Consider the following 20,601-nt stretch of genomic DNA (forward strand, 5'->3'; position numbering starts at 1 on the left):
TCGCTTCAGGTGCCGCAGGCCAACTGTTCAACTTCCGCACTGAAGGTCTTCCACGCGGCTGCAGAAAGGTATTCTTTGGCCGCGCTGTGAAGACTCATCTATGATGTCGGCGACGCGCTTGTCCGCAAACGGCCAGACAGCAATTCGACCGGATGGTCGAACCTCCTTTGTGACCGGACGGGCATGACTTGGCTGGGAGTAAAGTCCAATCACCGAAGCGACGCCTCCGAATCACTCGGTCTTCAGGCCCCACATCCGTTCTACTCCGCGGGCGCTGATCCTGAGCGGGCAAAATTTGTTGGTGCAGGAAAAACGTCATCCCGTGAAGGGGCATCATTACACTCTGCCGGGAGGAAAACAGGAACCCGGCGAGGACCTTGTTCAAGCCCTGAGACGTGAGTGCCTGGAGGAAATCGGAACTGAAATCTCGGTCGGAAAACTACTGCATATCGCTGAAATATATCGCGAAAAAACTGATAGCGGAGAGCGACAACACCAACTTGACTTCGTCTTCGAGTGCCTGGTTCCCGAGGACTACGAGCCGATCCTCGGACCTTCACCCGACCCCCACCAGGTTGCAACGTGCTGGCTCACACGAGAAAACGCTCAACAGCTGCGTCCGGCTTATGTCACAAAACTGTTTTCAATTGACTGTAGGCGGGACCTCGAAGTCTATCTCGGATCCTTTTATGACTAACCTGCCAAAAACCATCCGGGAAAATCTCCATTTTCTGTGCGCGGAGATCGACGGTCAGCTGCTACAGCTTGAGGCTTTCTTCAAGGAGCCGACAATTGCGCGTGCCAGACGGATCCTGGAGCGCGCAGGCTATGCCCATAATCTGAAGGCCCGCATTCATGCCGCCTGCGTCCGTCAGCTGGCAAACACCAGAAAAGACAATCGAAAACACCTCACTCTGCGCAGCCTGGAACTCGTCGCAACCGATCTGCAGCGGATCGCCAACCTCGCGCGTCAGTCGCTGCGGCATGTCGAGCGCATCGATGCATTTGCAACGCTTTTACCTGAAAGGTATCCGGCGGTCGTCAGGTCCGTGCGCAAGGGCGTCGGCAAGATCGAAAACGCGTTTTTCGACAATGACAGCAAGCAGGCGATCGAGATCGGCGAGCTTCAGAAAAAGATCGAGACCGACTACCGGAAGCTGTTCAAGGCTTACACCAGGGACATGGGAAATCCGAAACTCAGGCCCGCGGACATTGCCAACAGTCTTCTGGTGGCAAACGAATTCCAGAGAATGGGAGATTCACTGAACACGATAAGCGAAGCGCTGATTTCGGCCAATATCGGCCAGGCGGTCAATCTTGAACGCTATTTCTCCCTGCAGAGCTTGAAGTCGGATCTAGAGGGTGCAGGTGGTGGCCTCAAGATCGAAACAATCGCCGAAACGCGTTCGGGAAGTTCCGTCTCTGCCCTCAAGAACAAGAAGACCGAAGAAGTCGCCGCCGTGTTCAAGGATGGTGAAAAAAGCAAGGTCAGGGAAGAACGGGCGGGCGTGAAGAGCTGGCACGAAATCTACCCCGGTCTGGCACCGAAGATCCTCTCCTACGAAAAACGCGACCAGTCCGCAGCGTTGCTGATCGAGCACCTGCCCGGCACGACGTTCGAGCACATCGTCCTCAACGGGTCCGAGGAAATCTGCAAAAAGGCGCTCGCGAGCCTTTCAACTACACTCAAGGACGTCTGGAAACAGACAAAGACGTCAGAACCGGCCGAGCTTGGCAGCATGCAGCAATTGGCGGAACGCCTGGACGAAGTGCGTCGGATTCATCCTGAATTCAAGGATCCTGCCACACGTTTTGCCGGCCAGAAGCTGCCTTGCCTGGATGAGCTTGTCGCTGAAGCAAATGCACGCGAAATGAAAGTGTCGGCGCCGTTTTCCGTCTATATTCACGGCGACTTCAATGTCGACAACATCATTTACGATCCGGATGAAAACAGGATCCACTTCATCGACCTGCATCGCTCCCGCTACATGGACTATGTCCAGGACGTCTCGGTCTTCCTGGTATCGAATTATCGGCTTCAGGTGCGCGACCGGGACACGCGACATCGGATCATGCGGCTTTGCCTGGACTTTCATAAATCCGCCAAGGCCTTCGCCCGCAAGCATGGCGACGATACATTCGAGTTTCGCCTCGCGCTTGGACTTGCACGATCCTTTGCCAGCTCCACCCGGTTCATTTTCGACAAGCAACTCTCGAGGCGCATGTGGCTGAGGGCGCGCTATCTGATCGAACAGACGATCGCCTGCAAGGCCGGCGAGGAAGCAAGGCTCCGGCTCCCCATGAAGGAGATCTTTGTTGACTGATCTGAAAATCGGGGTTGTCGGTATTCCCGGCAGATGGTCCACCGAGACACTGGCAGATGCTCTGGAAGCGGAAACAGGTTACCGTTGCGTGGTCGACATGGCAGACGTTGCGCTTGACCTGCAAAACCGCGCCCTGATGGCCGGCGATACAAACTTGTGCGACCTGGACGGCCTGGTGATCAAGAAGATCAGTCAGGACTACAACCCGGCTATGCTGGACCGGCTCGAGATGCTGCGGGTAGCCGAAAGCGCCGGTGTACGTATCTTTTCCAGAACGTCCTCGATCCTGGGTCTGGTCAACCGGTTGAGCTGCACGGTAACTCTTTCGAATGCGGGCATACCGATGCCAGCAACCTGCGTGACGGAAAGTACAAGCGAAGCGCTTGCCGCCGTGCAGCGTTTCGGTAGCGCCGTCTTCAAGCCGCTGTTCTCCACAAAGGCACGTGGCATGTCGCTGATGGACGCCGGCATGGGTGCAGCCGCTCTCAGGAATGGGATTACCGCCTTCAAGGCCGAAAATCCGGTGATGTATCTACAGAAGAAGGTCAATCTGTCCAGCCGGGATCTCGGCATGGTGTTCCTTGGCGGAAAGTACCTGGGAACCTACGCAAGAGTTTCGCAGACCGACAGCTGGAACACCACGATCCTCCATGGTGGCAAATATGAGCCCTTCGAGCCGGATCAGGACGTGATCGACCTGGCTGAAAGGGCGCAGGCTCCCTTCGAACTTGATTTCACGACGGTCGATGTCGGACTGACGGCTGACGGGCCGATCGTTTTCGAAGTCTCCGCCTTCGGTGGTTTCAAGGGGGCTCTGGAAGGTGCATCCATCGACGCCGCCAAGCTCTATGCAGGTCACATGGTTTCAAGGCTCCGAAAATGACCGGTATCAGCGTAAGGGATCTGGTCGACACACTGGCACCGGTCCGGGCGACAATGGCCTCCGACCCGTTTTGCCTGTCGGTCGGCGGTTACGTGCTCGAGATCCGTTGTACATCCGGTGCGCTCCTTGCCGAACTTCTGAGATACTTTCAGCATGTCATCACCGCGCCATCCGAACCGGACATGACGGTGTATGCTCTTGGCCCGGCAGAATTTCCGTTTGATTTCAAATACAAAGATTGGGTTCGCGAGCCCGGCAAGACCAACCGGAAGGATATGATTTGCGATCTGGAAAACGGTAGGTTGGTCCACAAGGTGCGCACCGGCGTGCAATTTCTGCAATCGCCGGACTGGGCAATTGCCTTTGGCCCGACAGACACAAACTCCAACCAGGTCATCAACTTCATCAACACCCAGATCCTCAACCATTTTCAAAGAAACGGCTGGGTTGCCTGTCATGCGGCAGCTGTGAAGACCGCAGACAAAGGTCTCGCGATCGCCGGCCTGTCCGGCGGCGGTAAATCAACCACGATGCTACGCCTGATGGAAGTGGCCGGCACTCAATATGTCACCAACGACAGGCTGCTTGTGCGCGGGAATCAGGATGGGGCGAACGCACTCGGTGTTCCGAAGCTCCCGCGCATCAATCCCGGCACCATCGTTACCAACACGCGCCTGTTCGGCCTCATCGACGAAGAGCGCGAAGAAGAACTCAGGAACATGGAACCCGACGAGCTTTGGCATCTTGAGGAAAAGTACGATCTTTTCATCGATGACATTTATGGGCCCGGACGCATTTCCCACGATGCTCGCCTGACTGACTTCTGGGTCCTGAACTGGTCGAGAGACAGCAGGGCACCGACCAACGTGTCCAGGGTGAAGCTCGGCGACCGGTCGGATCTCCTGTCCGCCATCATGAAAAACCCCGGACCTTTCTACCAGACCAAGGCCGGGCCGTTCTGGACGGACCGGTCTTCCGTGGAACGCAACGCGTACCTTGCAGCCCTAGAAGGCATCCAGGTCTGGGAAGTCACGGGACATATCGATTTCGATGCACTCTTCGATGCAGGCACCGAACTCCTGGGGCAACGCGGATGACTGATCGTTTTGCCATCCTTGTGCGCCACGCCGCTTATCATCAAAAACCGGGAACGCCGAGTGCACTTCAACCTTTTGGGCTTACAGATGCCGGCAAGGAACAGGCAATGGCCGCAGGCCGGGAAGTTGCAGCTCTCGCGCAAAGCCAAAAGTGGCGGCTGGCAGGGGAAATCTTCTGCTCCAGGCAGCTGCGGGCCTGGCAAACTGCGACACTTTTGAGCCATTCACTGTCCGATGCGACCGGTCTTGATCTTCGGATCAAGGAAGACGAAGCGCTTGCCGAACGCAGCGTCGGCGCTCTTGCCAATTTGACTATCCCCGAAATCGAACGAACCCTGCAAGAAGACCCCCGCTACCAGATACCACCGGAAAACTGGAAAGCCGACAGTCACTACCGACTGCCTGCCCAAGGGGCTGAAAGCCTGCTGGAGGCCGGCACACGTGTCGCTGATTTTCTGAAGAACCGGCTAAGCGTATTGAATAATCTAGCTGACGCAAACGCACAGGTTTTTGTTGGCCATGGCGCTGCCTTGCGCCATGCGGCCCATCATCTGGGTGTGCTCGGATTTGAGGATATTCGCCGCCTCAGCATGCATCACGCCAGACCCGTGGTGCTGAAGCGCGCGCAGGACAAAACCTGGCATCACCACACAGGTGCCTGGAAAGAGCGAAGTTTGCTGGAAAACACAACGGACTGAGATTCACGGCAAAGAACAAAGATGACAAACAGAACCCTGACCCCGTTTCTCCCGCCGATCGCTGCCGGTGCCTCCGACAGCTTCGGTATACCGGAGAGTTTCGTGCCCTGGCCGCTCGGTACGGATCACGACTTCATGCCCTCTGCGGACGCAGAACCGGATCTTGCCGCGAGCCTGGTCAGGGCAAACGCGCTCGGGCCATGGGACTGGCCGGAAAAGCCGGTCGTTTTCATTTCAGATCCGCACGCTGATGCGGAAAGTCTTCTCAGATCCCTTGTTGCAGCCCGTGTCGTCGACCGCATCGGAACCGGATTGACGGAGTTCGGTCTCACCGGGTTCGGCAGAAGCTGCCAGATCATCATAGGTGGCGACTGTCTCGACAAGGGGCCAAGCAATCTGGACTTGCTGGATTGTCTCGCCGCATTGATGAAGTCCGGTGCAGACGTGGTGCTTCTGGCAGGCAATCACGACTTGCGCCTCTTCCTCGGACTGGAATCCCTTGCGGGAAGCCGAAAGTCGATCAATGCGCACATGTTTGTCCGTATGGGGAAAAAGGTCCTGCCGCTCATGCGAGAGATATTCGACCGTCATGTCGACGAGGAAACAGCTATGGCAGGCCTTCCGGACGAAAAAACCTGTCTGGCCTGCATGTTTCCGGGCAGGAAATGGAAAAAACACTTTCCCAGGGCCGCCGCGGGCTATCTCAACGAGGCCGCGATCCGCAAGGAAATGCGCCGGCTGAAAAAGAAAACGGAAAAGTTCACGGATCATGTGGAAGAAGCCGGCTTGTCGATCCGGCAACTCTATGCCGCTGCTCTGACATGCAGAGACCTGTTTATCAATCCCGCCGGGCGCTACGCCTGGTTTTTTCAGTCCATGAAGGCCGTTCACAAAAGCGGTTCGCTCCTTTTCGTTCATGCGGGCGTCGATGACAACATGGCAGACCAGATCGCCACCAGGGGCATCGCTCACGTGAACCGGCGCTTCAGGAAGGAAAGCCGGAAGGACCCTTTTGTCTTCTATTCCGGCAGCATCGCGAACCTGATGCGCACAAAGTACCGCGACATCGATCATCCACTGACAGAAAGGGGTGTCGAAGACCTTCACCAGGCAGGCGTCAGGATGCTTGTACACGGTCACATAAACCGTCACAGCGGCCAGGAACTGAAATCCAGGCACGGTCTGCTGCACCTGGAGGCGGACATAACCCTTGACCGGTATTCCAGAAGCAATGAAGGTCTGGAGGGCATTGGAACGGGGGCCACAATCATTCATCCGGACGGCAATATCATCGGGATCAGCTGCGACTATCCGCATGCCAAGTTATTCAACCCGGTCCAGATACTTCATCAGCACGGGATGGCGCGATGATGGAACGCAAGGGCCGTTTCCGGCATCAGTCGCTTCAGGACAGGAAATCCATCCAGAAACTGCTGGACGCGGTCAAACGCGGGATCTCGAAGGGAGAACTGCAGTTCGGTGACGATACTGGCGATATCACGCTCGAACCGAATGGCCTGATGAACCTGCGGGTTACTGCAACCAACGAAGACGGCCAGTCCAGGCTCGATCTGCGCATCACCTGGACAAACGACACCCAGGACAAGAAAGACAGCGGCAAGCTGAAGGTCAAGGGCGGGTGATCCCGCCCTTGTGGCCCGTTATCGCAGCGGGCGTTGTCCGAACGTGTTGATCGTCTCGAGGCGCTCCAGATTGATGATTGTGGAGAGCATGAGCCGGTCCTGGGTCCAGTCGGCAGGTTTCTGGATCGACAGTGCCGACAGGAACACGACAGCAATCATCGGCAGGACCGCAAGGCAGACGAAACCCCAGTGAGGCCGCAGACGGTCCCGTTCCAGAAGAGCCTCGACCCGACGCCGCAGTTTTTGAGCCGGAGACCTGCGCAGCAACCGGTTCTGCACCTCGATGAGGGCAACAGCGGCAACATTGCCGACACGGTCTTTCGCGCTAAGATTCTGTCTCTTCCTGAGACCGGCCTGAGCCGCGCGAAGCAGGCACATGCAGTAGGACCTCAGATCGACATTGGCGTCGTCGGTTACTTTCTGATCGCATGCCAGTTCCCGAAGCCGTTCGACCTCGGACTTCCAGAGATAGAAAAACGGATTCCAGAAGAAGAACGGACGCAGCAACTCCAATCCGATTTCCCAGGTCACGTCGCCCTGACGCACATGCTGCAACTCGTGTTTGAGCACCAGTTTCAGATCCTCCGATCTTGCCAGAAGATCGGACGGGATCACAACATAGTGGCGACGCAGACCGCGTGCCGAAAACGGAACCAGAGCCCGGTCCGACAGCAGAAGATGCAACCGCCCTGCACAACGCCATGTGTGACACGCCGCCAGCATGCGGTTAAGCCGAACGACACTGACAGCCAGCTTCGCGCCGAAATAGGTAAAGCCTGCGAGCAAAAACAGGACCACTGCCATGCCCGCACCTGGTGCAAACGAGAGCACGCTTTCCGTCAGACGACTTCGAAGCCCCAGGATAGACTGAAAATCTTCCGCCGGGATGGCTATGCCACCCCGAAGATATTGTGAAACCGCATAGTCGGTCAGATTTACGGTACCTGCGACAGGGACAACCTGCGCCATTTGCATCTGCTGGTAAGCAGCAACCGCGACAGGCGACAGGACCATGACGGCGAACAGGCCGTTCAGGATGGCCAGCTGGTAGTTGAAGGCAAGTCTTTTCCCCAGACGAGCCAGAACCAGCTTTGCCGACAACCAGATAATTGCCGTCAAGGCCAGGGTGATATTGAGATCGACATAAATGTCGAAGATCTGGTTAAGTAGCGTCATCTGTCCTCCTCCTGTCCAGTAACGCTCTCATTTCCTCCAGGTCGTCATCTGAGAATTCATATTCGTCGACAAGACGGGCCACGAGCGACGCGGGCGTGCCGTCGAAGAGTTTTTCTGAAAGGTTTCTCAGGGAACGGGACTGGTAGGTGTCCTTGGTCAGCCGAGGGGTATAGATGAATGTTTTGCCTTCTTTCCGGCTGTCCACGAAGCCTTTTTCATCCAGGATCCGCATGATGGTTGCGCAGGACGTATAGGCAAGTTTTCTTTCCGAGGGCAAAGATGCGAGTATATCCCGCACGGAGCCTTCGCCGAGTTTCCAGAGTTCTGTCATGAACTCCAGTTCGACTTCGGTCAGAAACTCGTTGCTTTTACGCTTTCTCATTATAGTCCTGCGCCATTGCGGTCTGGATGTGGCTCAGGTCGTGCCTCGAACTTCTATGAATTCTTGTGAATGCACGCCCCCGAACCTTATTCATGCACGATTGGTCCGGAAAATACTATAGGCTTGGCGGTATTCTCGATGTGCCTAAATTTTCCAGAAGCTGAATGACCCCCAGGCGATGCTGAGAGCCAGCGGCCACCACAACGGAGTGCCCACAAATCCAAGCCATGCCAGGAAAATGTAGGCCGTGCCGAGAAGCGTAATGAAAAGACGGTCTCCGCGGGTCGTTGTCAGCCCCAGAATGCCACGTCGTTCATGGCCGCCCGGAAACTTGATCTCCACTATGGTCAACAGTCCGATTGCCGAAAAGATGCCGACAAACAACAGCGCTGTCGGCAGGGTCCACGCCATCCATCCCAGCATCATACCCTCCCCAGGGCGAAGCCCTTGGCAATGTAGTTCCGCACGAAATAGATCACGATTGCGCCCGGGATGATGGTCAGGGTCCCGGCGGCAGCCAGGAGGCCGAGTTCATATCCGGCGGAGGAAGCCGTTCGGGTCATCACGGCAGCAATTGGCTTGGCCTCGACGGCAGTCAGTGTCTTCGAAAGAAGCATTTCCACCCAGGAGAACATGAAACAGAAGAACGCAGCCACCCCGACACCCGACTTGATGGCGGGCAGAAAGATCGTCGCGAAGAAACGCGGAAACGAGTAACCGTCGACATAGGCTGTTTCATCCAGCTCCTTCGGCACGCCCGACATGAAACCTTCCAGGATCCAGACAGCCAGCGGAATGTTGAACAGGCAATGCGCGAGTGCAACCGCCAGATGGGTGTCGAACAGGCCAACCGCCGAATAAAGCTGAAAGAACGGAAGGGCGAAGACGGCTGCGGGAGCCATCCGGTTCGTCAGCAGCCAGAAGAAGAGGTGCTTGTCGCCCACGAAGGAATACCGGGAAAACGCATAGGCAGCAGGCAGGGCCACCAGGACCGAAATCACGGTGTTCATGGTCACGTAGATGATGGAGTTTATGTAGCCCCAGTACCAGGTCGGATCGGTGAAGATCTCGATATAGTTTGCCAGTGTCCAAGTCTGCGGGAACAGCGAGAACCCGGCAAGGATTTCATTGGTTGTCTTGAAACTCATCGCGACGAGCCAGTAGATCGGCAACATCAGGAAGAGGATGTAAATCACGGGAACCAGGCTTTTCAAACGCATGATGGTTCTCCTCAGGACTTGTTGTCGTTCATCGTCATCAGCGTATAGAACAGCCAGGAGGCGAGCAGCGTGATGGCGAAGTAGATGAGAGACATTGCGGCAGCCGGACCGAGGTCGAACTGGCCGAGAGCAATCTTCACGAGATCAATGGAGAGCAGCGTGGTCGAATTGCCCGGTCCACCACCGGTCAGAACGAACGGCTCTGTGTAGATATTGAAGCTGTCCATGAACCGCAGCAGGATTGCGATTGTCAGAACCGTTTTCATCTTCGGCAGCTGAATGAACCGGAATACGGCCCAGTTGGAAGCCCCGTCGATTTCCGCGGCCTGGTAATAGGCGTTGGGGATGGAAACAAGACCGGCATAGGCAAGAAGCACGACCAGCGATGTCCAGTGCCAGACATCCATGACAATGATGGTCACCCAGGCCGCAAGCGGGTTCTGGGTCATGTCGTAGGAAATGCCCAGCGTGTGGTTCATGAAGTAGCCAAGCAGGCCGATATCGGGCAGCGTGAAGATGTTCCACATCGCCCCGACCACATTCCAGGGGATCAACATCGGCAAGGCCATCGTTACCAGACAGAATGGCACCCAGGGACCTTGTTTGGGCATCGACAACGCTATGGCGATACCAAGTGGCACTTCGATGATCAGGATCAGGAAGGTAAACAGGAACTGGCGTCCGAGCGCGTTGTGAAAACGCTCCGATCTGAGAACCTGTTCGAACCAGTCGAGCCCCTGCCAGAAGAACAGGTTGTCGCCGAAGGTTTCCTGGACCGAATAATTCACCACGGTCATCATCGGAATGAGCGCGTTGAACGCGACCAGCAGCAGCACTGGCGTCACGAACAGCCAGGCACGTTGATTCTGGGTTTTCACTGGACACCCTCCCCTGGCGTGCTGGCCAGCCAGCCGTCCTTGTAAAGCCGTGTCTGCGACTGCTTGAATTCCAGGTTCACCTGGTCACCGGCGTTTGGTGCATCACCTTCCAGGATCGCATGAATACGGCTGTTGTTGGCAATCGCCTCCACCACCTTGTGACGGCCGATATCGGCAACCTTGCGCACATGCGCGGCAAGGCCTGTCCCATTCCCCGACACGGAGACGAATTCCGGACGGATACCGATTTCCGCGGAACCGTTGGTGACATCTTCCAGCGGCCCTTCAAGACCGACCCGCTCGCCTGCGAAAAACGCTCCACCGTCTTTTACATCGCAAGGCAGAACATTCATGCCCGGCGAGCCGATGAAATGGCCGACAAACGTATGCGCGGGTCGCTCGAAGAGTTCGACTGGCGTGCCGATCTGAACGATTTCACCGTCCTGCATCACCACGACCTGATCGGCAAACGTGAGTGCCTCGGTCTGGTCGTGTGTCACGTAGATCATTGTTGCCTTGACCCGTTGATGCAGCTCTTTCAGCTTGGAGCGCAGTTTCCACTTCAGATGCGGATCAATCACGGTCAGGGGTTCGTCGAACATGACGACATTCACATCCTGGCGCACCAGTCCCCGGCCCATTGAAATCTTCTGCTTGTTATCCGGGGAAAGATTGGAAGCCCGGGTGGTCAGCATGTCGGTGACCTCGAGCATTTCGGCAATAGCCGTCACCCGTTCCTTGACAGTCTCCTCGTCCCGCCCCCGGTTTCGAAGCGGGAACGCAAGATTGTCGTAAACCGTCATCGTGTCGTAGATGACCGGGAACTGGAACACCTGTGCGATATTCCGTTTTGCCGGCGGCAATGCGGTCACGTCCTGATCATCGAACAGGATCTTGCCTTCGGAAGGAACCAGCAGTCCGGAGATGATGTTCAGCAGGGTGGACTTGCCGCAACCCGATGGTCCGAGGAGAGCATAAGCGCCTCCGTCTTCCCAGGTCAGGTCGATCTTCTTCAGCGCATAGTCCTCATCGCTCTCCGGTTTGGAGAGGTAGCTGTGACGCAGATTGGAGAGTTTGATTTGTGCCATGATGTTCTCCCCTCAGGCCACCAGCTCGCCGTCAGGCGCGAAGAAGAAACAATGGCTCGGATCCAGATAGAACGTATGGACTTCGCCCACGAAATAGGGATGGACACCTGGTGACAGGGACACCCATGAATGTCCGTGCAGGTCAAAATGGGCGCTGCTTTCAGATCCGCTCAGTTCCGTCACCAGAACATGTCCTTCCAGCCGGACGGTGTGGGAGGGAGACTCCACCGGCAACACGTGGTTTGGCCGGATCGCAAGCGTGTAGGGACCATCCTTGAGCCGTGCCACGCTTTCCGCGGCCTTCCAACGGATCTCGTCCGTCAGGACGACCGTGTCGCCCTGCTTGTTCACGGGTGCAATGTTTATGGGCGGATTGGAAAAAACCTTGGCGGCATCCAGGTCTTTCGGTTTGCGATAGATGTCCGCAGTCGGACCGAACTGAACCACGTTGCCGTCGGTCATCAGGGCCGTGTGTCCACCGAGCAACAGGGCTTCCTCTGGCTCTGAAGTCGCGTAGACGACCACGGCGCCCCGTCCTGCAAACAGGTCCGGCAGCTGATCACGCAGTTCTTCACGAAGCTTGTAGTCGAGGTTCGCGAGCGGCTCGTCGAGAAACACTGCATCGCTTTCCTTGACGATCGCGCGCGCCAGAGCGGTTCGCTGCTGCTGTCCCCCGGAAAGCTCGTGCGGCCTGCGGCCCAGAAAGGGCTTCAGTTTCATGAGATCCGCCGCCTCTTCAACCCTGCCCTCGATCTCGGACTTGGCGACACCGCCGATCTTCAGGGGAGAAGCGATGTTGTCGAACACCGACATGTGCGGATAGTTGACGAAAAACTGGTGCACCAGGCTGATATTGCGCTTTTGCGCCGTCAGCTTGGAGACGTCCTTGCCATTCAGGATGATCTGCCCGGACGCAAGGTTGTCGAGACCTGCCATGAGCTTGATCAGCGAGGTTTTTCCGGCACCCGTTTCTCCAAGGAGAACGTTGAAGTGGCCGGGATGAAGCGTCAGGCTCGTGTCCTTGACATGAGTGATGCCCTGCACGCGCTTGCTGACGTTTTTAAGTTCTAGAGACATTTTTTCTGCCCGAGTCCGGACCGGGCCCCTTATGCGAAACACCGGTTTCGCCGCCCGTCACCTGCCGCGCGGTGATGGACCGGGAACATGCCCCGGTCCATACGAGTTAAACGCTACGCTTTTGCTTACTGACCCCAGCGGGCGACAAGCTCGTCGTAGTTCACGGTTTTGCCCTCTGGCTTCTCGTTGTCGAGCTTGGCCTTGGGAGCACCCGGCTTGGAAAGCCAGACCTGCGGATCCTGCGGCTCGTTGAGACGCGGGCCGCAACCACCGTAGACATTGGCACGCTCGTCAGCCTGCTGCATGCGGCCCATGACGATGTCCATTTCTTCGGCGAGACGGTCCATGGCCTCCTGCGGCGTGAACGCTCCGGAGTTCACGTCACCGATCTGCTGCCACCAGATTTGTGCCAGCTTGGGATAATCGGGAACGTTAATTCCGGTCGGAGACCATGCCACACGGTCAGGAGACCGGTAGAACTCGACCAGGCCACCCAGCTTCGGCGCACGTTCCGTGAAGGACTCGTGGTTGACGGTGCTGTCGCGGATGAAGGTCAGACCGACGTGGCTCTTCTTCGTGTCGACGGTTTTGGAAACGACGAACTGAGCATAGAGCCAGGCTGCTTTTGCACGGTCTTCCGGCGTAGACTTCAAGATGGTCCAGGAACCCACGTCCTGGTAGCCGACCTTCTGGCCTTCTTCCCAATAGGGACCATGCGGGCTCGGAGCCATGCGCCACAGCGGCGTACCTTCGTCATCCACCGTGTTGTTGCCTTCCGACTTCGGCTTCACCATGTCCGCGGTGAAGGCCGTGTACCAGAAGATCTGCTGGGCGACGTTACCCTGGCTGAGAGCCGGCAGAGACTGATAGAAGTCGAAGCTTGCAGCACCCGGAGGCGCGTAGTTGCGCAGCCATTCGTCCCACTTGCGGATCGCATAGACCGCAGCCGGACCGTTCGCCGCACCACCGCGGGAAACGGAGGCACCGACCGGATTGCAGGTACCCGCTTCCATGCGGATGCCCCACTCGTCGACCGGAATACCGTTCGGCTCACCCTTGTCGCCGGCACCCGCCATGGAGAGCCATGCGTCGGTCATGCGCCAGCCGAGATCCGGTGCACGCTTGCCGTAGTCCATGTGGCCGTAAATGGTGACGCCGTCGACTTCTTTCACGTCTTTGGAGAAGAACTCGGCAATGTCTTCATAGGCCGACCAGTTGACCGGCACACCCAGATCATAACCGTACTTGTCCTTGAACGCGGTCTTCAGGTCTTCACGGTCGAACCAGTCCTTGCGGAACCAGTAAAGGTTTGCGAACTGCTGGTCGGGAAGCTGGTAGAGATCGCCATCCGGACCCGTGGTGAACTGGGTCCCCATGAAATCTTCCAGGTCGAGACCCGGGTTTGTCACACCCTTGCCGTCGCCACCCATCCAGTCGGTCAGGTTGTAAGCCAGCTGAAGACGGGAATGAGTACCGATCAGGTCGGAATCATTGACATAGGCGTCATAGAGGTTCCGGCCGGTCTGCATCTGGGTCTGAACGGCCTGAACAACCTCGCCTTCACCGAGGATCTGGTGATTGACCTTGATGCCTGTGATTTCCTCGAACGCTTTCGCCAGGACTTCCGACTCGTAAGAGTGGGTCGGAATACCTTCGGAAAGAACGTTGATTTCCATTCCATCGAACGGTTCGGACGCCTGAATGAACCACTGCATTTCTGCAAGCTGCTCGTCCTTGGTCAGAACGGATGGCTGGAATTCCTGGTCGATCCATTTCTTCGCCGCTGCTTCGTCGGCAAAAGCGGACCCTGCTCCCGCAAGTACAGCACCAGCTGCAACTGCGGAGAGTAGATACTTACGCATCTGCATCTCCTCCCATGTGAGAATAAGAGCCGTGTTTATCCGGCTTCGCATACATGGCCACACCGTTGCCATGATGTCAAACTAATTTTTTAGTAGGTTTTTCAGTTGCTGCCAAAGAAAGTCAAGATATTGAAATCAATGTCTTTTTCGGCCGGCCAATCGACGCTCGCAAGCATCAAATTTCATCAAACATTGATGCTCGGACAGCTGAGTGTGGCACAATCTTGGCATTTCACATAGTGGAAAATTCAGTTTCGTGTCTTTCGGATTGCTAGCAAAATAGCTTCACTTGGTATTCGTTTTGCACTGCAAACGAAAAAACAAGTCATATTTTGCAGTGCAAAATCGCCTCGCCGGCAATAGCGGTGACTGCGCCCCCTCCTTGGAGAACCCGCACCGCGTCGCCGCGCTGGTCATGAATTCAAACTCACGGAAAACCACCTGCGGGGCACAAGTGGAACTTCACCCGATCAACTCCGGCAAGACGCACGTTGTCCGGCGCGGCCAGGTTTCGCCGCCATTGCCAATCGGTCGTTCCTTTGGAAAACTTCAGAGCACGGTTCTGACCCGCCAAAGTTCGGGAAACAGCTCCACTTCAAGCATACGTTTCAGATAGGACACCCCGCCCGTGCCTCCTGTGCCCCGCTTGAAGCCGATCACACGCTCAACCGTCGTGACGTGATTGAACCGCCAGCGCCGGAAATAGTCTTCCAGGTCAACCAGCTTTTCTCCAACCTCGTAGAGTGCCCAGTATCGGGTCGGATCCTGATAGACCGCTTGCCAGAGGTCCCTGATCTCCTCGATTTCCCGGTGTGGCTCTTTTGCCGGTATGCCCGTGATGTCGTCCGACACATTGAAGCCTTGGCGGCGGGCAAAGGCCAGCACCACCTGATATAGACTGGGTTTTTCCAGCTCGGCTTCCAGCAAAGCGGAACTGTCGGGATCATGCTCGTGTGGCCTTGCCATTGAGAGATTGCGATTGCCGAGGACATACTCGATCAGCCGGTATTGAAGAGACTGAAAGCCGGAAGACTGCCCCAGAGCATCCCGGAATCGGGTATAATCGCTGGGTGTCATGGTCCGCAGCACATCCCATGCCGAGTTGAGCTGCTCCATGATGCGGCTGACACGGGCGAGCAGTTTCATTGCTTCCGGCAAGCGGTCATTGGCAATCGCATCCCGAGCGGCATGGACTTCGTGAAGCATGAGCTTCATCCAGAGTTCGGATGTCTGATGCTGAATGATGAACAGCAATTCGTCCGGCGCATCCGACAGGGCCTTTTGGGCAGACAGAATTTTGGGAAGGCCAAGATAATCCCCATAGGACATCTTGTCCGAGAAGGTCATTTGAGCACCTTCCGATGCCGGATCATAAGCGTCACTCTTTCCGGTCTCTTTCGTCACTTCCTGCTCCCACCTTGCATGCGCCTTGCTTGGACCAGCCATCTATACTGCGACAAGCAGGGCTTTGAACAGTTTCAATTTCAATAGCTTAAAGATGCAATCGGGTTCGAAAATACCACCATGCATGCCTGGATGATTGGGCTGCAGGCAACTTGACAGACTATTGTGTCGAAGCCGCCGCTTCCAATATTGCGGTTGCGGAGAAGTCGTAGTTGCTGCGACCGTTTCGGGTCTTGCAAAAGCGGCTGAAGTCAATCTTGTCCCAGTTGCCGTCTCCAAGGTTTTCCAGGTACAGCGCAACATTGTCTGCAGTGATCGGCGACATCTTGAAACGGACGTCCACGTAAACTTCACCCGCCGAAATCCTGTAGAAGTGATCCCTGAGCATGACGATCGCCCAGGCACCGGCAAAAAAATGACCGCCATGGGACATGGTCATTTCCCGGCGCTGAATGGCGTCCATGGCGCGCTTGGACCAGTTGAGGCCCGCAAAGAGGACGTCCGCCCCTGCTTTCAATCCCGTTTCTTCCACCGCCTTGCGAGCACCGAACGCGATCGCGTCATTTGCACTCCAGACGATATCCACCGGCGTACGGGCGAGAACGTCCCTGGCGCGCGCATACGCGGTTTCCTCGTTCCAGTTCACCGGGATGGCGTGTATGAGATCAACGTCGGAATTGTCCGCGACGGCGCGCTGCATACCCGTTTCACGTAGCAGTCCGGCCGGTGTCGACGTGTCTCCGGTCAGGGCAAGCAGCCGGATCTTTTTTCGGTCAGGATGCAGCAGGCGTTCGTTTTCAAACAGCGAAAAGGCCATTTCATAGCCGGCAGTCTCATTGTCCGGCACCACGGAAGCGATGATTTTGCGCAGATCGATATTGCGCAATTCGAGTATCGCTTTTTGTTTCCGGGTAAGATTGTTCAGGAGAAAGAGAACTTTGCTCGGCTTGCCATCCAGCAGTTGAACCAGACGGGCAGCAGCCTGATATTCGTTCACGAGAATAAAATAGTCGGGCAGATTTCCTTGCTCCAGCCGCAACTGCAACCGCTCCTCCATACCATAAGGCTGTCGATCGGCGTTCAGGATTTCAAGGTCGATATTCAGGTCCGCTGCCGCTGCAGACATTGTCTTGGAGACTTCGCCCCAGAACCCGCTGGAGCCGCCCGGATTGATAAACGTCACTCTGAAATCCGCGGCATACGCAACACTGGTGAAGATCCAGAAGACCATGAATAGCAGAAAACGAACGACCATTTTTTTCCTTTTTTGTCAGGCCGGGACTTCGTTGAAAAACAAGTCACCCTGACCGTTCACAATATCTGCACCGGCGTCTTATTCCTAATAAGGGAAACAACTTACTTACCGTTTTTTTCACCCAGCCGGCATTCCACAACGGACACCGCGAACCTGCATCGCCCGATTGCCTGCAAATTGACGTGGTGCCTGCGTTCGTTTTGTGAAAACGTAAGATGACACAGTGTTTTCAGAATTCAACGGGATCTTCAGATGTCGATCAAAGCAAGCATTTATCATCTGACCCACTATCGATATGACAGGCCAGTCACTCTCGGACCGCAGATAATCAGGCTTCGCCCTGCGCCACACAGCCGGACCCGCGTCCTGTCCCACTCACTGAAGGTTTCGCCTGCAGGGCATTTCGTCAACCATCAACAGGATCCTTACGGCAACTGGCTCGCTCGCTTCGTCTTTCCCGAACCGGTGCGCGAATTCAAGATCGAAGTCGACCTCGTCGCTGACATGACGGTCTACAATCCGTTCGACTTTTTCGTGGAGGAAAGTGCCGAAGAATGGCCATTCGAATACCCGGAAGATTTGCGTGACGACCTTCAGATCTACAGGAAGACGGAACAGCCGGGTCCTCGTCTGGAACAGTTCCTGGCATCGGTTCCAAGAGATCGTCTGCGAACAATCGATTTCATCGTCGCCTTGAATGCCCGCGTCTCGAACGAAATCGGTTACGTCATCCGCATGGAACCGGGTGTCCAGACGCCGGAGGAGACCTTTGAAAGGGGAACTGGCTCTTGCCGGGATTCCAGCTGGCTTCTGGTTCAGGCCATGCGTCATCTGGGCTTCGCCGCCCGTTTTGTTTCAGGTTATCTCATTCAGCTGAAACCGGACCTGGAAGCCCTGGACGGTCCGTCCGGCACCGATCATGACTTTACGGATCTTCATGCCTGGGTCGAGGTTTACCTTCCCGGTGCAGGATGGATCGGCCTGGATCCGACATCCGGTCTTCTCACCGGTGAAAGCCACATTCCCCTGGCGGCTACACCGCACTATTCGAATGCCGCGCCGATCGTCGGCGTTGCCAGTGCGGCCGAAGTCGACTTTTCCTTCGACATGCAGGTTTCCCGCATCGCGGAGCACCCGCGTATTACAAAACCCTTTTCCGAAGAATCCTGGTCAGCCCTAAATCGGCTTGGAACCGATGTCGACCGTGTTCTGGAACAGGAAGACGTGCGTCTGACGATGGGCGGTGAACCCACCTTTGTGTCCATTGACGATTTTGAAGCCGACGAATGGAATACGGACGCGGTCGGTCCCACGAAACGGGGACTTGCGGATATTCTCATCCGCCGCTTGCGTGACCGGTTCGCGCCTGGCGGATTTCTTCACTACGGCCAGGGAAAGTGGTACCCGGGCGAAACCCTGCCACGCTGGACATTTTCGCTCTACTGGCGGCGCGACGAAAAACCGATCTGGCGCGATCCCGGCCTCATCGCCGAAGAAGGCGAGGACACCGGAATAGATGCGGACAAGGCTCAGACCTTCATGCAACGGGTTGCCAGTCGCCTCGACCTGGAAACCGATTGTGTGGTCCCGGCGTACGAGGATCCCGCGGTTTGGCTGGTGAAGGAAGCCAATCTTCCGGCAAACGTCACACCTGACAACTCGGAACTGGAGGATGCGGAGGCGCGTCACCGGATCGCCCGAGTTTTCGACAGGGGACTTGCGACGCCTGCCGGATACGTTCTGCCGATCCAGCGCTGGCAGTCCAAGGCAGATGGCGGTCGTTGGCGATCCGAAAACTGGAAGCTGCGCCGCAAGGCATTGTTCCTGATACCCGGTGACAGCCCCGTCGGATACAGATTGCCTCTGGAATCCCTGCCCCATGTACCTCCGGCCAGCTATCCCTATACGAATATACTCGATCCGACCGTGCCGAGGCCGCCATTGCCCGAATTCCCCGCAGGCCCCCGTCCGGAGCGGCCCCAGGGCATTGCCCGGTTCACGGCGAACGACCCTAGTCAGGTCAGGCAGGAACAGGAACTTCCTGAAGACGATCTTGACGACGACGCGGTTCGCACGGCCTTGTCGGTCGAACCCAGAGACGGCAGGCTCTGTGTGTTCATGCCGCCTGTCGAACAGCTTGAGGACTACCTGGAGCTGATCTCGGTCGCCGAAGCGGCAGCGGAGGAACTCGGCCTTCCCGTCCATATCGAAGGCTACCCGCCGCCAACCGATCCACGCATGAACGTTATCCGGGTTGCTCCTGATCCCGGTGTGATCGAAGTCAATATCCATCCGGCGACAAGCTGGCAGGAATGCGTCTCGATCACCGAAGGTGTCTATGAGGAAGCGCGGCAATGCCGGTTGGGCGCCGACAAGTTCATGATAGACGGCAAGCACACCGGCACAGGGGGTGGCAACCACGTTGTTGTTGGCGGGGCGACACCTCTCGACAGTCCGTTCCTCAGGCGTCCGGATCTGTTGCGCAGCCTGATCCTGCACTGGCAGCGCCATCCCAGTCTGTCCTACCTTTTTTCCGGGCTTTTCATAGGTCCGACATCACAGGCCCCACGTGTGGATGAAGCGCGCCACGACGGTCTTTACGAACTTGAGGTCGCGCTTTCCCAGGTCCATCGCCCCGACGAGGGTCCCGCACCCTTCCCGTGGCTGTTGGACCGGCTCCTGAGAAACATTCTCGTTGATGTCACCGGCAACACGCACCGGGCGGAGATCTGCATCGACAAGCTGTATTCCCCCGACGGTCCGACCGGGCGATTGGGTCTTGTTGAATTCCGCGGTTTCGAAATGCCACCGGATCCGCGCATGAGCCTGGCGCAGCAACTTCTGCTCAGGGCCCTGATTGCGCGACTCTGGCGGCAACCGCTTTCCGGCAATCTCGCGCGCTGGGGTACAACACTCCATGACCGGTTCATGCTCCCGCACCATGTCTGGTCCGATTTTCAAGACGTCCTTGAGGACCTCAAACATCACGGTTTTGCCATGCGGCCGGAATGGTTTGAGGCACAGGCCGAATTCAGGTTCCCGTTCTGTGGCGAGATTGAGGTCGAGGATGTCCACCTGGAACTCCGTCAGGCACTCGAACCGTGGCATGTGCTTGGCGAAACCGGTGCGATCGGCGGAACTGTGCGATATACGGATAGTTCAACCGAACGCCTTCAGGTCAAACTCACCACCAGCGATCCCGAGCGGTATACGGTGACATGCAATCGCCGAATGATGCCCTTGCGAAAAACGGAAACCAACGGTGTCGCCGTTGCAGGTGTTCGGTACAAGGCCTGGCAGCCGTCCATGGCCCTTCATCCCGTCCATCCGGTCGATGCCCCCCTGACATTTGATATTTTCGATCGCTGGAGCGGGCGGGCAATAGGCGGATGCGTCTACCATGTCGCCCATCCGGGTGGACGCAGTTATGACACGTTTCCCGTCAACGGAAACGAAGCGGAAGCACGCCGTCTGTCCCGCTTCGAGCCGCACGGGCACACACCCGGGCTTTACGTCCCGGAAACCGAAAGACCGCATCCGGAATTTCCCATGACCTTGGACCTCAGGCGCCCAGTGGGTGTATAACGCGTTCCTGACATCGGGCAGACCGGATA

At 56.8% G+C, this 20,601-nt stretch carries 18 protein-coding genes; 8 read left to right on the forward strand and 10 right to left on the reverse strand.

The annotated features are described in order from the left end of the window. The first annotated feature begins 280 nt into the window (after window positions 1-280). The 7 genes from LA5095_RS07480 to LA5095_RS07510 are packed head-to-tail and all read left to right on the forward strand — an operon-like array spanning window position 281 to window position 6,645. Window positions 281-697: an NUDIX domain-containing protein gene (locus LA5095_RS07480; RefSeq protein WP_268873265.1), complete on the forward strand. Its 417-nt coding sequence runs from the start codon at window positions 281-283 to the stop codon at window positions 695-697. Further along, on the forward strand, window positions 690-2,324 hold the full coding sequence (locus LA5095_RS07485; RefSeq protein WP_055113557.1) for an aminoglycoside phosphotransferase family protein: 1,635 nt from the start codon (window positions 690-692) through the stop codon (window positions 2,322-2,324). The genes LA5095_RS07480 and LA5095_RS07485 overlap by 8 nt, the downstream gene beginning before the upstream one ends. After that, window positions 2,317-3,207 carry a GAK system ATP-grasp enzyme gene (locus tag LA5095_RS07490; RefSeq protein ID WP_055113559.1) on the forward strand — a complete coding sequence of 297 codons (891 nt, stop codon included), beginning with the start codon at window positions 2,317-2,319 and terminating at the stop codon, window positions 3,205-3,207. Before LA5095_RS07485 ends, LA5095_RS07490 begins: the two co-directional genes overlap by 8 nt. Next, window positions 3,204-4,304 carry an HprK-related kinase B gene (locus LA5095_RS07495; RefSeq protein WP_208992588.1) on the forward strand — a complete coding sequence of 367 codons (1,101 nt, stop codon included), beginning with the start codon at window positions 3,204-3,206 and terminating at the stop codon, window positions 4,302-4,304. The genes LA5095_RS07490 and LA5095_RS07495 overlap by 4 nt, the downstream gene beginning before the upstream one ends. Next, window positions 4,301-5,002: a histidine phosphatase family protein gene (locus LA5095_RS07500; RefSeq protein WP_055113561.1), complete on the forward strand. Its 702-nt coding sequence runs from the start codon at window positions 4,301-4,303 to the stop codon at window positions 5,000-5,002. The genes LA5095_RS07495 and LA5095_RS07500 overlap by 4 nt, the downstream gene beginning before the upstream one ends. 21 nt (window positions 5,003-5,023) lie before the next feature. Then, entirely contained in the window at window positions 5,024-6,373 is a 1,350-nt protein-coding gene (locus LA5095_RS07505; protein WP_055113563.1) for a metallophosphoesterase family protein, read from the forward strand. Then, window positions 6,370-6,645 carry an amphi-Trp domain-containing protein gene (locus LA5095_RS07510; protein ID WP_029064827.1) on the forward strand — a complete coding sequence of 92 codons (276 nt, stop codon included), beginning with the start codon at window positions 6,370-6,372 and terminating at the stop codon, window positions 6,643-6,645. Before LA5095_RS07505 ends, LA5095_RS07510 begins: the two co-directional genes overlap by 4 nt. Before the next feature lie 18 nt (window positions 6,646-6,663). Here the strand turns inward: LA5095_RS07510 and LA5095_RS07515 are convergent, their stop codons facing one another. The 10 genes from LA5095_RS07515 to LA5095_RS07560 all read right to left on the reverse strand — a co-directional run bounded on the left by LA5095_RS07515 (window position 6,664) and on the right by LA5095_RS07560 (window position 16,987). Further along, a complete protein-coding gene (locus tag LA5095_RS07515; RefSeq protein WP_055113565.1) occupies window positions 6,664-7,821 on the reverse strand; it encodes a M56 family metallopeptidase in 1,158 nt (385 codons plus the stop codon). Beyond that, entirely contained in the window at window positions 7,808-8,203 is a 396-nt protein-coding gene (locus tag LA5095_RS07520; RefSeq protein WP_055113567.1) for a BlaI/MecI/CopY family transcriptional regulator, read from the reverse strand. The genes LA5095_RS07515 and LA5095_RS07520 overlap by 14 nt, the downstream gene beginning before the upstream one ends. Window positions 8,204-8,347: 144 nt before the next feature. After that, window positions 8,348-8,626, reverse strand: coding sequence for a DUF2160 domain-containing protein (locus LA5095_RS07525; RefSeq protein WP_055114264.1), 279 nt, complete (start codon window positions 8,624-8,626; stop codon window positions 8,348-8,350). Further along, window positions 8,626-9,423: a carbohydrate ABC transporter permease gene (locus LA5095_RS07530; RefSeq protein ID WP_029064752.1), complete on the reverse strand. Its 798-nt coding sequence runs from the start codon at window positions 9,421-9,423 to the stop codon at window positions 8,626-8,628. The genes LA5095_RS07525 and LA5095_RS07530 overlap by 1 nt, the downstream gene beginning before the upstream one ends. An 11-nt stretch (window positions 9,424-9,434) precedes the next feature. Then, window positions 9,435-10,301 carry a carbohydrate ABC transporter permease gene (locus LA5095_RS07535; RefSeq protein ID WP_055113570.1) on the reverse strand — a complete coding sequence of 289 codons (867 nt, stop codon included), beginning with the start codon at window positions 10,299-10,301 and terminating at the stop codon, window positions 9,435-9,437. After that, window positions 10,298-11,389, reverse strand: coding sequence for an ABC transporter ATP-binding protein (locus LA5095_RS07540; protein ID WP_055113572.1), 1,092 nt, complete (start codon window positions 11,387-11,389; stop codon window positions 10,298-10,300). The genes LA5095_RS07535 and LA5095_RS07540 overlap by 4 nt, the downstream gene beginning before the upstream one ends. Before the next feature lie 12 nt (window positions 11,390-11,401). Then, complete coding sequence (locus LA5095_RS07545; RefSeq protein WP_055113574.1) at window positions 11,402-12,466, reverse strand: ABC transporter ATP-binding protein; 1,065 nt, start codon at window positions 12,464-12,466, stop codon at window positions 11,402-11,404. A gap of 125 nt (window positions 12,467-12,591) precedes the next feature. Further along, on the reverse strand, window positions 12,592-14,328 hold the full coding sequence (locus LA5095_RS07550) for an ABC transporter substrate-binding protein (RefSeq protein ID WP_055114265.1): 1,737 nt from the start codon (window positions 14,326-14,328) through the stop codon (window positions 12,592-12,594). Window positions 14,329-14,877: 549 nt separating this feature from the next. Beyond that, window positions 14,878-15,675 (reverse strand): tryptophan 2,3-dioxygenase, encoded by a 798-nt coding sequence (gene kynA / locus LA5095_RS07555; RefSeq protein ID WP_055114267.1) that lies wholly within the window; start codon window positions 15,673-15,675, stop codon window positions 14,878-14,880. Window positions 15,676-15,892: 217 nt separating this feature from the next. Further along, window positions 15,893-16,987, reverse strand: a complete 1,095-nt coding sequence (locus tag LA5095_RS07560) for an ABC transporter substrate-binding protein (protein WP_082442650.1) — start codon at window positions 16,985-16,987, stop codon at window positions 15,893-15,895. A 252-nt stretch (window positions 16,988-17,239) separates the two neighbouring features. Here LA5095_RS07560 and LA5095_RS07565 point away from each other — a divergent pair, with 252 nt between their 5' ends. After that, complete coding sequence (locus LA5095_RS07565) at window positions 17,240-20,572, forward strand: transglutaminase family protein (protein WP_055113576.1); 3,333 nt, start codon at window positions 17,240-17,242, stop codon at window positions 20,570-20,572. Window positions 20,573-20,601 lie beyond the last annotated feature (29 nt).

It is taken from the genome of Roseibium album (assembly GCF_001404515.1).
GTDB lineage: Bacteria > Pseudomonadota > Alphaproteobacteria > Rhizobiales > Stappiaceae > Roseibium > Roseibium album.